General features: G+C 74.4%; 15 protein-coding genes. 7 read left to right on the forward strand and 8 right to left on the reverse strand.

All coding sequences use genetic code 11. The features are described 5' to 3' along the window. Window positions 1-17: 17 nt before the first annotated feature. From ACFFHU_RS22680 to ACFFHU_RS22690, 3 genes are all read right to left on the reverse strand, one after another. Entirely contained in the window at window positions 18-2,015 is a 1,998-nt protein-coding gene (locus tag ACFFHU_RS22680) for a P-loop NTPase fold protein (protein WP_377342031.1), read from the reverse strand. 105 nt (window positions 2,016-2,120) lie between these two features. Next, on the reverse strand, window positions 2,121-2,627 hold the full coding sequence (locus ACFFHU_RS22685) for an SRPBCC family protein (protein ID WP_377342032.1): 507 nt from the start codon (window positions 2,625-2,627) through the stop codon (window positions 2,121-2,123). A gap of 3 nt (window positions 2,628-2,630) precedes the next feature. Further along, complete coding sequence (locus ACFFHU_RS22690; RefSeq protein WP_377342034.1) at window positions 2,631-2,972, reverse strand: ArsR/SmtB family transcription factor; 342 nt, start codon at window positions 2,970-2,972, stop codon at window positions 2,631-2,633. Window positions 2,973-3,092: 120 nt separating this feature from the next. Here ACFFHU_RS22690 and ACFFHU_RS22695 point away from each other — a divergent pair, with 120 nt between their 5' ends. Continuing rightward, window positions 3,093-3,665, forward strand: a complete 573-nt coding sequence (locus ACFFHU_RS22695; protein WP_377342036.1) for a calcium-binding protein — start codon at window positions 3,093-3,095, stop codon at window positions 3,663-3,665. Here the strand turns inward: ACFFHU_RS22695 and ACFFHU_RS22700 are convergent. From ACFFHU_RS22700 to ACFFHU_RS22715, 4 genes are all read right to left on the reverse strand, one after another. After that, window positions 3,607-6,891: an AfsR/SARP family transcriptional regulator gene (locus ACFFHU_RS22700; RefSeq protein WP_377342038.1), complete on the reverse strand. Its 3,285-nt coding sequence runs from the start codon at window positions 6,889-6,891 to the stop codon at window positions 3,607-3,609. The two genes, ACFFHU_RS22695 and ACFFHU_RS22700, sit on opposite strands and share 59 nt — an antisense overlap. 254 nt (window positions 6,892-7,145) lie before the next feature. Then, a complete protein-coding gene (locus tag ACFFHU_RS22705; protein ID WP_377342039.1) occupies window positions 7,146-7,718 on the reverse strand; it encodes a calcium-binding protein in 573 nt (190 codons plus the stop codon). Between the two features lie 26 nt (window positions 7,719-7,744). Next, window positions 7,745-8,602: a calcium-binding protein gene (locus ACFFHU_RS22710; RefSeq protein WP_377342042.1), complete on the reverse strand. Its 858-nt coding sequence runs from the start codon at window positions 8,600-8,602 to the stop codon at window positions 7,745-7,747. 121 nt (window positions 8,603-8,723) lie between these two features. Further along, window positions 8,724-9,686, reverse strand: a complete 963-nt coding sequence (locus ACFFHU_RS22715) for an AraC family transcriptional regulator (protein ID WP_377342044.1) — start codon at window positions 9,684-9,686, stop codon at window positions 8,724-8,726. An 82-nt stretch (window positions 9,687-9,768) separates the two neighbouring features. Here ACFFHU_RS22715 and ACFFHU_RS22720 point away from each other — a divergent pair, with 82 nt between their 5' ends. The 3 genes from ACFFHU_RS22720 (at window position 9,769) to ACFFHU_RS22730 (ending at window position 11,237) form a co-directional block, all read left to right on the forward strand. Further along, on the forward strand, window positions 9,769-10,269 hold the full coding sequence (locus ACFFHU_RS22720) for an anthrone oxygenase family protein (RefSeq protein WP_377342046.1): 501 nt from the start codon (window positions 9,769-9,771) through the stop codon (window positions 10,267-10,269). Between the two features lie 74 nt (window positions 10,270-10,343). Then, window positions 10,344-10,640 (forward strand): cold-shock protein, encoded by a 297-nt coding sequence (locus ACFFHU_RS22725; protein ID WP_377342048.1) that lies wholly within the window; start codon window positions 10,344-10,346, stop codon window positions 10,638-10,640. Beyond that, window positions 10,641-11,237 (forward strand): GNAT family N-acetyltransferase, encoded by a 597-nt coding sequence (locus ACFFHU_RS22730; protein ID WP_377342050.1) that lies wholly within the window; start codon window positions 10,641-10,643, stop codon window positions 11,235-11,237. Window positions 11,238-11,286: 49 nt separating this feature from the next. Here the strand turns inward: ACFFHU_RS22730 and ACFFHU_RS22735 are convergent, their stop codons facing one another. Further along, on the reverse strand, window positions 11,287-11,865 hold the full coding sequence (locus ACFFHU_RS22735) for a TetR/AcrR family transcriptional regulator (protein WP_377342052.1): 579 nt from the start codon (window positions 11,863-11,865) through the stop codon (window positions 11,287-11,289). Between the two features lie 88 nt (window positions 11,866-11,953). Here ACFFHU_RS22735 and ACFFHU_RS22740 point away from each other — a divergent pair, with 88 nt between their 5' ends. The 3 genes from ACFFHU_RS22740 to ACFFHU_RS22750 all read left to right on the forward strand — a co-directional run bounded on the left by ACFFHU_RS22740 (window position 11,954) and on the right by ACFFHU_RS22750 (window position 13,639). Next, window positions 11,954-12,400 (forward strand): anthrone oxygenase family protein, encoded by a 447-nt coding sequence (locus tag ACFFHU_RS22740; RefSeq protein WP_377342054.1) that lies wholly within the window; start codon window positions 11,954-11,956, stop codon window positions 12,398-12,400. 90 nt (window positions 12,401-12,490) lie between these two features. Continuing rightward, window positions 12,491-13,201 (forward strand): hypothetical protein, encoded by a 711-nt coding sequence (locus ACFFHU_RS22745; RefSeq protein ID WP_377342056.1) that lies wholly within the window; start codon window positions 12,491-12,493, stop codon window positions 13,199-13,201. A 216-nt stretch (window positions 13,202-13,417) separates the two neighbouring features. Next, window positions 13,418-13,639 (forward strand): hypothetical protein, encoded by a 222-nt coding sequence (locus ACFFHU_RS22750; RefSeq protein ID WP_377342057.1) that lies wholly within the window; start codon window positions 13,418-13,420, stop codon window positions 13,637-13,639. Window positions 13,640-13,645 lie beyond the last annotated feature (6 nt).

The following is a 13,645-nucleotide window of genomic DNA, read 5'->3' on the forward strand; positions in this document are numbered from 1 at the left end:
CCGGCCGCGGCGTGGATCTATCGCCTGAGGTACGCCCCGCAGCGTGGGCAGAAGTGCTGGCCGTCGGCGGCGACCCGCAAGCCGCACTCCGGGCAGGTCAGGTCCTGGTCCGCCGATCGGTGCTCGACGGCCGGCGCCGCCGGCGCCGTGCCGGACCCACCCGAGGGTGGGGCCGCACCCGGCAGCACGGCCCCAACCGGCGGTACGGGCGTGACGGGCGGCACGGCCCCGACCGGCGGCAGGGCCGGCGGCGGCAGCTGGATGCGGACCCGCTCCAGCAGGTCGTGCCGCTGAGCGGCGGTGCCCAGGCTCCAGGCCAGCGAGAACAGGTCGGTGTCGCGGGACAGCTCCACGACGGCGGCGGGCAGGTGGCTCTCCAGCCGGGCGAGGGCGGCGGCCCGTTCCTCGCCGGGCCGCGGCGGGGCCACGCCGCTGGTCTGGAACAGCCAGTCGACCCGCTCGGCGTCCGGTTCCTGGCCGGCGGTGATGGCGGCCCGGTAGCGCACCAGCTCGACGAGCTGACCGAGCACGTCCCGCTCCGGTTCCAGCAGCACCACCCGGAACAGGTCCGGGAAGTACATCCGCAGCAGCAGCATCTTGATGTGCTCGGACGGTCGCAGCCGGGAGCTGCTGCCGTCCAGCTGCCGGGCCAGCACGAAGGTGTTGAGGAAGCGCTTGAGCCGGCGCGGGTTGCGGTCGGTCCGTTCGACGATGAGGTTCAGCTCCGCCGTACCGAGGATGTCCGCGACGCCGCAGTGCCGGGCGCAGGCCAGGGCCATGTCGCGGGCCTGGCCCGGGTCGGGCAGCGGCAGCACGTGATCCACCTGGATGATTTTTTCCAGGTACGTCCGGCTGCGCGGGCCGGCCGAGGCGCCGTGCGTCCGGGACAGCGCGTCCACCACCACCGCATGGTCGTAGCCGATCACGAAGACCAGCCCCGGAGCGTCCAGGTAGAGCCGGATGGCGTCGAGCACCTGACGGATGTTCTCCGGCGAGCAGCGGTCCAGGTCGTCGACGAACACCACCAGCATCCGACGGTGGTTTACCGGGCGGTCCCGGTCGGCCCAGTCGGTGAGGGCGCGCTGGAGTTCCTTGCTGATCTCGTTGCGCTGGGCGGGGTCCACCGAGAACCGGGTCCACAGCTCGTCGGCGAGCCGGCCGATGCCCAGCCAGGTGGCCGCGATCATGAACGGGGCGAGCAGCCAGGACGAGCGGCGGGTCCGGCGCAGCAGCCGGCGCAGGACGCTGGGGTCCAGTTCCTGCAGGACCGACCGGATCAGCGCGGTCAGCGCGCTGGAGCCCTCGGCCGTCCACGCGTTGAACCAGGCCACCCGGGTGAGGCCGCGCTGGGCGGAGGGATCGCTCTCGATCTCCTGGCGGATCATCCGCATCAGGCTGCTCTTGCCGGCGCCCCAGCCGCCCTGGATGCCGATGGTGAACGGGGTGGCCGCCCGGGCGTCCAGGATGATCCCGGCCATCCGCCGGGCGGTGTCGGCGAACCCGAGCACGTCCGCGTCGGGCCGTACCGGATGGTCGCTGAGCAGCCGCCACGCCGGCGCGGCGGCCGCCGGCTCCGCCGCGCCCGGGATGAACACCGGCGGGGTCATCCCGCTGGCCAGGATCCGGGCGTACGTGACGCCGCCGCCGACCTCGGCGCGTACCCGGAACACCACCTCGTGCGGGATCGACTGCTTACCGAACGGCGGCAGCGGCACCGGGGTGACGGTGAAGGTCTGCACGGCGTCCGACGACGGGAAGATGTGCACGGAGGTGGCCTGCGGGGCGACGGGCACGCTGCCCGGCAGCGCGGTGATCTCGAACCGGTCCACGATCGCGCTGCGGTTCAGCACCCGGACCTCGACCTGGTACGGCAACGACGCGTCCGCGAAGTTCACCTGCACGGTCACCGCCGGCGCCAGCTGCTCGGCGGCGGCGCCCGGCTCCGGCTCGCCCGGCCGGGGCCGGGCAACGTCCGGTTGGGGCCGGGGTACGGCCGGGGGCGCGTTGTCGACCATGCCATCGCCTCCCGAACGCCCCGGCGCCGCTTCCGCCCGCGGGCCGGCCACCTCGACGGTGATGCGCTCAAAGGATACCGGGGCCGTTGCGCGCCTTCCCGACCGTCAGCGCCCAGCCTGCTGCCGGGTGAGCTCGGCGACGTACCCGGCCAGGTTGCTCAGCGTCTGCTCGCCACCCTCGATCGCGTGGTACTGCTGCACGGCCTGGTCGCGCAGCTGCCTGGTGGGGAAGACGGTGCGCATCTCCAGCCGGGTCCCGGCGCCCTGCGGCGCGAAGTCCAGCGTCGACTCGAACGCGTTCGGGTCGTCCCGGGACTCGCCGTGCAGCAGCGCGATCCGCGCCGGTGGGGTGATCTCGGTCCAGGTGATCCACTCGGGATAGTCGGTCCCGTCCGGCCCGTGCATCATGAAGTCCCAGACCCCGCCGACGCGGAAGTCGAAGGACCGCGTGGTGGTGCTGAATCCCTCCGGGCCCCACCACCGGGACAGGTGTCGGACCTCGGTAAACGCCTCGAACACCAGCTCCGGTGGTGCGTCGATGACCCGGGTGATCACGATCGCCCGGTCGGCCGCCGCCTGATCCTCCACCGTTTCCTGCTCTGCTCCCGCCATCGGTCAGTCCTCCTGTCGTGTCCGCTTGAGGTCCTGCACATAGCTGTCCAGCCGGTCGAAGCTCTCGGTCCAGAACCGCTCGAACCCGCCGACCCACTCGTGGATCGGCCGCAGCCCGCGGGCGTCCAGGCCGTAGAGGCGCTGCTTGCCCACGCCGCGGACCCGTACCAGCCCCACCTCCCGGAGCACCCGCAGGTGCTTGGACGCACCCGGCACGCTCATCCCCAGCTCTTGGGCCAGGTCGGTCACCGGCCACTCACCCGCGCGCAGCAGCGCCAGGATGTCCCGGCGCTGCAGCTCGGCGATCGCGTTGAACGCGTCCGACGTCGTCGCTGCTCGTGCCACGTCGGCCAGCTTATTTTCCCATATAAGAAAGTGTCAAGCGGCGTAATGACGCCACGATGACGTGCCGGGCAGACCCTCGGGGCGACGCGGCCGCTCCGGCCGCGCGGCGAAGGGGGAACCATGAAGGCGGTACGAACCTGGATGCTGGTGGCGGCCCTGGCGCCGGCCGGGCTCATGGTGGGGCCGGCCGCGCCGGCCGCCGCGGTGGTCACCGACGGCTGCGCCGACAGCCCGAGCCCGTATGTGCTCATCGGTACGCCCGGCAACGACCTGCTGATCGGCACCGACGGCCCGGACAAGATCGATGGCCGCGGCGGCGACGACGTCATCTGGGGCCTCGGCGGCAACGACCTGTTGATCGGCGGCCCCGGCAACGACACCCTGTACGGCGGGGACTGCGCCGACACCGTCGAGGGTGACGCGGGCGGCGACGTCCTCTACGGCGGCCCGGGCACCGACGCGGTGCGCGGCGGCGACGGCGACGACACGCTGTACGGCGGGGACGGCGACGACACGGTGGTGGGTGACGCGGGCGCCGACACGGCCACCGGCGGCGCCGGGCTCAACCTGTGCGACGCCGAGACGATGGCCAGCGTCACCTACCCCGCGTCGTCCGCGCACTTCTACGAGTACTTCACCCTCGGAACGGACTGGTACTACGGACCGGGCTGCGGCGACCAGCCGGTGTACTGACCGGGTGCCGCAACACGTCCGCGGCCGGCGCCGGCACGTCGATGGCGCGCATCGCCGCCGACCACCGGTCGAACGCCCGGCGCGCCTCGCCGTGCCGGCCGCCCCGCACCAGCGCGGTGACCAGCAGGCGGTGCACCGACTCGTCGTACGGGTCGGCGCCGAGCAGCCGGGTGAGCAGGCTGACCGCCTGGTCGAGGTCGCCGGCGTCAACGCTCAACGTGGCGAGCTGCCGCAGCGCCCGCAGCCCGGCCGCGCGTACCTCGTCGCGCAGCCCGTGCGCCCAGTCGGCATACGGCTCGTCGTCGAACGCGTCGCCCGCGTACCGGCCCTCGATCTCGGCGAGGATCTCCCGGGCCCGCCCGGTGCGACCCTCCCGCAGCAGCCGCGCCGCCAGCTCGCTGTCCCGGATGAGATCCTCGGCGTCCACCAGCACGTGGTCGCGGTCCAGCCGGATGCCGATGGCGTCGGCGCGGACGTACCGGTCGACCGGCCAGGCGTGCGCCGGGTCGAGGGCGGCGCGGACGGCCGACAGCAGCACCGACAGCCGGTGCGCGGTGCGTCGGGCGTCATCGTCCGGCCACAGCGTCTCGGACAGCTCGCCGCGGGGCACCGGCCGCCCCCGGCGGGCGACGAGAATCTTCAGCAGCGACCGCGCCTGGCGGGACCGCCAGGCGGCCAGCGGCACCGGCTCGCCCCCGACCAGCACCTCGAACCGGCCGAGCACCCGGATCCGCACGCCGTCGTCGACGCCGTCCGGCGCCGGCACACCGACCGCCGGCACGCCCCGGGCCTGCAGGCGCCGGCCGGCGGCCCGGCCCGCCGCCCGCTGCTCGGCGCCGGCGCCGGCCAGCTCGCCCAACCGGACCAGGACCAGGTCGGCGGCCACCTCGGCGCCGCCGCGCCGCCAGATCGCCTCGGCCTCCTCGAACGCCTCGGCCGCCACGGCGGCATCGGTGCTCGCGGCCCCGGCCAGCTCCAGCGCCTCGGCCAGGCAGTCGACCCGCCGTGTGGCCCGCGCCGCGGCCACGGCCGAGGCGGCCCGCCGCGCGGCGGCGTCCCGATCGCCCTCGGCCAGCGCCACGTACCCGCGCGCGACCATGGCGACCGGCGCGAGCCGCGGCCCCGCCGCCCGCTCGGCCTCGTCGGCGGCGGCCCGGGCCGCCTCAAGATCGGGACCGCGGCCGGCCAGCGCCACCCGGGTCAGCTTCGCCAACGCCGAGACCAGCACCTGCCGGTCGTCGTCGGCCCGGGCCAGGTCGACGGCCTCCTCGAACAGCGCCCGGCTCTGCTCGTGCCGGCCGCGCAGCCGGTGCAGCTCCGCGGACCCGGCCAGCCCCATGGCGGTACGGTTCAGCGCTGCCCGCCGGGACAGCTGCACGGCCCGGTCGAAGCGCAGCGCCGCCTCCTCGAACCGACCCACCATGGTCAGCGCGTGGCCCTCGTTGACCAGCGTCACCACCCGCATGCCGGGCGGGCCGCCGCGCTCGGCGGCCCGGACCGCCCGGGCCGCCACGTCCAGCGCGGCCGCATAGCGGGCCTCGCGGGCCAGCCCGACCGTCTGGTTCAGCAGCACCCGGGCGAGCAGGGCCAGGTCGCCGGCCCGCTCGGCCGCGGCCCGAGCGTCGGCCAGGTGCCGGTCCCGCCGGCCGCCCGCCTCGGTCAGCGCCACGGCCAGGTGCGCGGCCGCCAGCGCCCGGTCGCCGCCCGTCCGGGCCTCGGCGGCCGGCGTCCGCGCGCCCGGATCCACCGGGCCGAGCGGCCGTGCCCCCGGATCCGCCGGGCCGAGCGGCCGTGCTCCCGGATCCGCCGGGCCGAGCGGTCGCGAGGCTGGGTCCGTCGGTCGGGGCGGATGGGCGGCCGACTCCGCGACGGTCAGCGCCTGCGCCGCGGCCTGCGCGGCGGTCGGGTCGCCGAGCATGGCCAGGGTGCTCGCCCGGCAGGCCAGCGCCAGGGCGTCGTCGACACCGGGTGGACCGTCCGGCGGCGTGTGCCGGTCGCAGACCGCCAGCGCGGACCGATAGTCCGACCGCATGTAGTGGACCATGGCCGCCCGCCAGACCAGCCCGGCCGGCCAGTCCCCCGTGCGGGCGGCGCGCTCCAGCAGCGGCGCGAAGGTGGCGGTGGCCGCGGCCGCGTCCCCGCCGATCCGCTGGGCGTCGCCGAGCAGCAGGGTCAGCCGGTCGGAGCGCTCTGGCACCACCCCGAGCAGCCGGGCCGCGGCCGGCGCGTCCGCGGCCACCATGTCGGCACCGGCGGCCTCGATCAGCCGTACGCACCCGGCCAGGTCGCCGGCGCGGCGCAGGGCGTGTGCCGCCGCGAGCGGGTGGCCGTGCTCGCGGTACCAGGCGGCGGCCACCCGGTCCCGGGCCGCTCCGGCCGGGGCGTCGCCGTGCAGCCGGCGCAGCCGGTCGAGCCGGGACGCGAGCACCGGCACCACCCGGTACGCCGGATCGGCCGCATCGCCGTCCGGCCAGCGCGCCGGGGCCACCAGTCCGGTGTGGATCAGCCAGCGCAGGCCGGGCAGCACCCGGTCGGGCCGCCCCAGCTCGCCGGCCGCGGCCAGGTGGGCGCCCAGGCCGAGAGTGATCGGTTCGAGGCCGGCCAGCCGGTCCAGCAGTTCGGCCACCGCGTCCGGCAGGGGCCCCAGGACCCGCTCGTCCAGCCAGGCGGCCGCGGGCGTGCCGGGCGCGGTGAGCGCCCCGAGCAGGTCCCGGCGGCCGATCGCGGACCCCGCCAGGGCCTCCCCGGCGAAGGTCACCAGCGCGGGCCAGCCGGCGGTCAGCTCGGTCACGTGCCGCGCCAGGTCGGTGTCGGCCACGCCGTACTCGTCGCGCAGCACCACGGTGACCGCGTCGGCGGGCAGGGCCAGGTCGGCCGCGGTCCGCTCGGTCACCGGCGCCGGCAGGGCGGCCAGGGTGGACCGGGCCAGCGGCTCGTGCACGGCCACCGAGAGCCGTACGCCGGGCGGCAGCGCCCGCAGCGCGGTGGCGAGCCGGTCCCGATCGGGGGTGTCGAGCAGGCCGAGGTCGTCCACCGCCAGCCGGCCGGTGCGGGCGCCGCCGGGCGCCAGGGCGGCCGGGTCGATCCCGGCCATCAGGTCGGCGGCCCGCCGGTACACCACGGGCTCGCCGCCGTCGCCGGACTCCAGCCGGGTGGTCTTGCCGTAGCCGGGTCCGGCCACCAGCAGTCGACAGCCGTGCCGCTGTCCGCGTACCGCCTCGGTCATGTCGTCCTCCCGACCCGCCGGCGCGGCACGGCCCGGACCGGTCCGCGCGTCGCGCACATGGTGGCATCGGGCGCGACGCCGGGCTGTCGGGCAACCGGCACGGCGGGCCGGCCGGGGCGTCGGGGTAGCGACAGCCCGGCCGGTCCGGGCACGGCGCACGGGGGTGGCGCGGTGGGAGACCCACCGCGCCACGGTGTTCCGGAGGATGAACCCGGGCCGCGACCGTGCTCGCTCGCGGCGCATCCCGGCAGTGCTCAGTCGACCCAGGACTCGCACTCGTCGGCGGTCTTCATGATGGTGTCCTTGCCGGAGCCGCCGATGCACAGGTCGTCCTGCGTGCCGGTGGTCTCGGCCATGGCCACGCCGCCGTAGATGGTGTCGGCGCCGTCGCCACCGTCGACGGTGTCGTTGTCCTTGTCGCCGTAGAGCGTGTCGTCCCCGACGTTGCCCTCGATGTAGTCGTCGCCGTTGCCGCCGTGGATCTCGTCGGCGCCGCCGGTGACGACCAGGCCGCTGCCCTCGCCCCACAGCCCGTCGGCGCCGTCGCCACCGAAGATGACGTCCTTGCCCTGGCCGCCGTAGATGTTGTCGGTGCCGCCGAGGCCGCAGATCGTGTCGTTGCCCCCCTTGCCGTCGATGGTGTCGGCGCCCGAGGAGCCGACGATGACATCGTCCCCGCCGGTGCCGTTGATGACGCCGGAGCCGGTGATGGTGGCGGGCTTGTTGTCACAGGTCGGGGTGGCGAGCGCCGGCGAGGCCGGCAGCACGGTGACCGCCGCCGCGAGCAGTCCGGTGGTGACGATGGCGATCCTGCTGGTGAGTCGCATGTCCGTTGTCCTTTCGGGAATGGCGGTCAGCAGTTGACCCGGGTTTCAGTGGATGCGGTGCAGACGTTGACCCCGGCCCCGCCGTAGCCGGCGTCGTTGGCGCCGGCCTGGCCGGACAGGTTGTCGTCGCCGTCACCGCCGTACATGGCGTCGTCGCCGTCGCCGCCCAGGACGGTGTCGTCGCCGTCCGCCGCGTACACCAGGTCGTCGCCGTCGCCGCCGGCGATCAGGTCGGCGCCCTCGTTGCCGAACAGGGTGTCCGCGCCCTCGGCGCCGTTGATGGCGTCCGCGCCGGGCTCGCCGTACACGGTGTCCACGCCCGGTCCGGCGTTGACCCGGTCGTCCTCGGTGCCGGCGCAGATCAGGTCGTCGCCCTCGTCGCCGCTGATCACGTCGGCGCCGGCGCGGCCGAGCACGACGTCGTTGCCGGCGCCGCCGTTGATGGTGTCCGGGTCCTCGGCGCCGTCGATCAGGTCGTTGCCGTTGCCGCCGTCCACCACGTCGGCGCCCGCGCCGGCGTCGACCGCGTCGTCGCCGGCGCCGCCGAACAACTGGTCGTTACCGTCGCCGCCGGCCAGCACGTCGTCGCCGCCGAGGCCGAAGATGATGTCGTCGCCGCCCAGCCCCAGGATCACGTCCGCGCCGGACGTACCGAACAGCACGTCGTTGCCGGCCGTCCCGACGATCGTGCCGGGCGGCACGACGACGTGGACGTCGCAGGCCGGGATCGGCGCCGGCTCGTCGGCCGCCGCCGCCTGTTCGTGGGCCACGGCCGGCGGCGGCTGGTGGGCCGCGGCCGGGGCCGCGGCGGCGGCCAGCAGCGCGCCGCCGCTGAGCAGGACCGCGCCGGCGCAGGCGGCCAGCCGCACTGATGTTCGCTTCATGGTGCCCTCCCTCGCGGGCCGCCGGGTCGGCGGCCGCCGCGGTCCAGGCTCCGGACGAGCGTCATCACCGCATCAGGGCGCGATCAGCGGTACGTCACTCCGGCCCGTCCGGGCGGCGGCGTCAGGGAATCTGGGAGGCACGCCGGAGGTGGCTGGGGCTGACGCCGTGCCGGCGTTTGAAGGCGGCGCTGAGCGCGAACGGGCTGGCGTAGCCGACCCGCCGGGCCACCGCGCCCACCGTGGCCTCCGGATCGCGCAGCAGGTCGGCGGCGAGCGCCAGCCGCCACCCGGTCAGGTAGGCCATCGGCGGCTCGCCGACCAGGTCGGTGAACCGGCGGGCCAGCGCGGCCCGGGACACCCCACCGCGGACCGCCAGCGCCGCCACCGTCCACGGCCGCGCGGGCTCGTCGTGCATGGCCCGCAGCGCCGGCCCCACCACGGGGTCGCCGTGCGCCCGGTACCACGCCGGCCCGCCGCCGTCGGCCCGGCCGAGCCAGTCCCGCAGGACGGCGATCAGCAGCAGGTCGAGCAGCCGGTCCAGCACGACCGCCTGGCCCGGGTCGTCGCGGTCGATCTCGGCGCCGAGCAGCCGCAGCAGCGGCCCCACGGTGCTGCCGGCCGGCTCGCCGGGCTGCTCCCCCGCGCGGATCAGCACGGGCGGCAACGCGGTCAGCAGCCGGCGTCTGATCTCACCGTCCCCGGTCCAGGTGCCGGTCAGCAGAACCGTCCGGCCGTCCGCCGCGGTGCCCCAGGTGCGTACGCCGAGGTCCATCGAGGCCGGCAGCGGGCGGCCGTCCGGGGTGGCACACCGCTGGCCCGGGTGGATCACCGCCTGGGTGGGCGTCCCGACCGGATCGGCCAGACTGTACGGCTCGGGGCCGCGCACGATCGCGACGCTGCCCGGCCGCAGCCGGTGCCGGTCACCGTCGGCGCCGAGCAGGACGCACTCTCCGGCCACCATCGCGATGAGGCAGAGCGGCGCCCGGTCCTCGATGCGGATCGCCCACGGCGGCTCGAAGCGGCAGCGCAGCAGGAACGCGCCGCGGGCCCGCGGCCCGTCGAGCAGGCCGGCCAGCGCATCCACCCGGCCATCGTAGACGCGTACGCATGGAATCGAGCCCGTGCGGCATGGACCGTCTCACGCTCGCCGGGTTTCGATGGGTGGCATGACGAACGGACTGCGGGTTGCCACCCTGGCGGCCGCGACCCTGACCACCGGGCTGGTGGCCGGGCTCTTCTACGCGTACTCCTGCTCGGTGATGCTGGCGTTGGCGCGGACCGACGACCGCTCCTTCGTGGCGGTCATGCAGCTGATCAACCGGCGGATCCTCAACGGATGGTTCCTGAGCGCCTTCGTGGGCGCCCTGCTGCTGCTCGCCCTGGCGAGCGCGCTGCACCTGCCCCGGGACGCCCGCTCGACGCTGCCGTGGCTCGTCGCGGCGCTGGCGCTGTACGTGCTGACCGTGGGCGTCACCGGCGCGGTGAACGTCCCGCTCAACGACCGGCTCGAGGCGGCCGGCGACCCGGCCCGGATCGCCGACCCGGCCGCGGTCCGGGCCGCGTTCGAGGCCCAATGGGTACGGTGGAATCTCGTCCGCACGGTCACCTCGGTGGCCGCCTTCGGCTGCCTGATCGGCGCGCTGCTCACCCGGCGACCGTCGGCGTGACGCGCCGAGCGGTGCCTACCGCCAGCCGACAAGGGGGTACGACACCTCCGCCGCATTCCAGGCAGACTGGGCCGATGACGAGTGACGGGGTGGTCCGCAGCTACCGGGCCGACGAGGGCTGGGGCGTGATCGACGGACCGGACGTGCCGGGCGGGTGCTGGGTGCACTTCTCGGCGATCGCCGGGGACGGCTACGCCGAGCTCGCGCCCGGGCAGGCCGTCTCGTTCCGGGCCGAGGCGCAACCGCAGGACGGGTACGCGTACCGGGCCGTCAAGGTGTGGACCGGCGACGCCGAACCGGCGGACCCGGAGACGGACGACGGCGACTCCACCGCCTACCGCAGCACCCTGACGCTGAACTTCGACGAGTAGATGCCTCCCACCCCCTCGTTTGCTGTCAAGCCCACCCTGGTTGGGCAGCGGGTGCTGCTACGTCCGGTCGCCGCCGACGACGCCGTGGGCCTTGTCGAGATGCTGAATGATCCGGAGGTCCGGCGGCTGACGGGAACACGTCGACAGGCACGGCCCGGGACGGAGTTGGAACGCGCCGAGCAGTGGTACTCCTCCCGCTCCGCGGACGAGAACCGGCTGGATCTGGCGATCGTCGAGCGGCACACCAACAGCTACGTGGGCGAGACGGTTCTGAACGAGTTGGATGCCGACAACCGGTCCTGCTCGTTCCGGATCGCGCTGGTCGGCCCTCGGGCCTTCGGCCGCGGCTACGGCACCGAGGCCACCCGGCTGATCCTTTCCCACGCCTTTGGGACTGTCGGTATGCATCGGGTGGCGCTGGAGGTCTTCGCCTTCAACCCGCGGGCGCGGCATGTCTACGAGCAGGTCGGCTTCGTCCACGAAGGCACGAAGCGTCAGGCACTGCACTGGCAGGGTGACTGGATCGACGCTCACATCATGGCGGTCCTCGCCGAGGACTGGTCGGCGCACTGCGGATATCCCACATCCGGAAAGTGAATCTTCCGGGCAGGAAGAAGTCGGTGCGGATGGGGGTGCTGCCGGTGCCTCAGGGTACGGCGAGCCGGTCGACCAGCAGCTGCGTCCGTCGTTCGGTGTCCTCCGGCGGCAGCCGTCCCGCCCGGGTCAGGGTCGCCAGGCCGTGCAGGGCCGCCCAGAACAGCTCGGTGAACAGCCCCGGGTCGACGCCGTCGCCGGCGACCTCGCCGAGGCTCTCCAGCAGCGCGGCGAAGGCGTCCTTCAGCGGCTCCGGGGTGTCCTCCCGAGCGAAGGCGAGACCGCCGTCGAGCTGGAACATGGCGTCGTAGACCGCCGGGCTGCGGGCGGCGAACTCGAGGTAGGCGCGCGCGATGGCGGTGACCCGGGCGCGCGGGCCCTCGGCGGTGGAGGCGGCGGCCCGCACCGCCCCGGCCAGCTCGGTGGCGCCGTCCAGGGCCACCGCGCCGATGATCTCGCGCTTGCCGCGGAAGTGGCTGTAGAGGACGGGCTGGCTGTATTCGATGCGTTCGGCGAGTCGCCGGGTGGTGACCGCGTCCCAGCCCTGCTGCTCGGCGAGTTCGCGGGCCGTGGCCACGATGAGGCGTTCCCGGTCCGCCCGCTCGCGCTCCTTGCGTTCCTGTACCGACATGAGCCGATACTAGCACCGCTAGGCATGCGAGCGGCGGCAATGCTAGCGTCGCCACATTCGCTGTCAGTGCTAGATGCTGGAGGTCCTCATGCTCGCCGCACTCGAGGTGTTCACCACCGTGTTCCTGGGCGTCATGGTGGGGGTGGAGTTCGCCGTCGCCTTCGTGCTCAATCCGATCTTCAACGCGCTCCCCGAGGACAGCGGCCAACTCGGCCGCGCCCACGGCGGCCGGATGCTCGGCGCCCTGATGCCGTTCTGGTACGTCATCTCGCTCATCCTGGTCGTGGTCTGGGCCGCCGTCAGATGGCACCGGCCCGGCAACGGCCTCGCCATCACCGCCGGCGCGCTGCTGATCGTCAGCGTGATCATGTCGGTCCTGCTGCTCGTCCCGATCAACAACCGGAGCAAGACGTGGACTCCCGAGAACCGGCCCGCCGACTGGAAGGAGCAGTCGAACCGCTGGGACCGGTTCCACTACGTCCGCGTCGCCGTCCTCATCGCCGCCCTCGCCGCGCTGGTCGCCGCCCTCACCTGATCCCGCCGAGCGGGCACGCAGGCCACCCACCGACACGCTGGACAGCCACTGTCACCCTGACGGCCACAGCAAGCTACGGGGGTGGTCGGCGTGCAGATCATCGAGGTCACCGAGCTCGCGGTACGGTCGGCGGTCATCCGGCTGCGCCGGCGGGAGACACCGCTGCAGTTCGTGCTCTATCCCATGATTCACATGGCGCAGCCGGCGTTCTACCGGGCGGTCACCGCCCGGCTGCGGCGGGCGGACGTCATCGTTGTCGAGGGCGTCGGCGGCGGCCGCCGAAAGCACTCCGTGCTCGCCGGCGCCCTGACGCTCAGCTACAGCGCGCTGCGCTGGAACCGGCGGGCGAAGCTGGTCGAGCAGCACATTGACTACGCGGCGCTGGGCGTTCCCCTGATCCACCCCGACGTCAGCCTGGAGGAGTTCTCCGCCGGATGGCGCCGGGTCCCGCTGGCACATCGGCTGGCCATGTGGTGCCTGCTGCCGTTCCTCATCCTCGCCGATCTGTTCGGCGGCACCCGTATGATCTGGACCCGCGCGACGGAGCTGAACGACCTGCCCTCGCCCCAGGACGAGGCGCTGACCAACTACTCGCCGGCATTGGAAGCCGCCTTCCTCGGCGAACGCGACCAACGGCTGCTGGACGCGCTCTACCGGCTGCACGAGGAACGCGGCGGCGAGAGCATCGAGGTCGCCGTCGTGTACGGCGCCGCGCACATGCCCGCCGTCGTTCACGGCATGCTGGGCCGGTACGGCTACCGGGCCCGCTCGGCCGACTGGCTGACCGTCGCCGACCTGTGACGGGACGCCGTCCGGCCAATGGCCGGCGACGTGCGGCAGTCCTATCGGTGCGAAAGGAGCAGCCGATCCCGGCACATCTCCAGCACGTCAATCGGTACGTCGGCGAACACGACCAGGTGATCGGGGCCAAGGAAACCACGTGTGGCCTCGTGGTGTTCCCTCAGACGATCACGTCGCCGACTGCCTTAGGTCCGCGGGCACCGGGTACGCACCGGCATGGGCAGCCAGAAGCGCAACAAGCATGACAGCGGCGGCGAGTCGGCGCGGGGCCGCCGGCACCCCGGTAGCGGAGAACGGGGCCGGCAGGGGGCCACGGTGGAGCACTCGCCGGGCCAGCGGCACGAGCGCACCGCGACCGGACCGGCCGGAACCGAGCGCGACCATGGCCGGTCGAAGGCGGCTCGGGAGGGGCGGGTCAACCGGCAGGGCACGGCCTGACCCGCG

It is taken from the genome of Plantactinospora siamensis, assembly GCF_042434095.1.
GTDB lineage: Bacteria > Actinomycetota > Actinomycetes > Mycobacteriales > Micromonosporaceae > KBS50.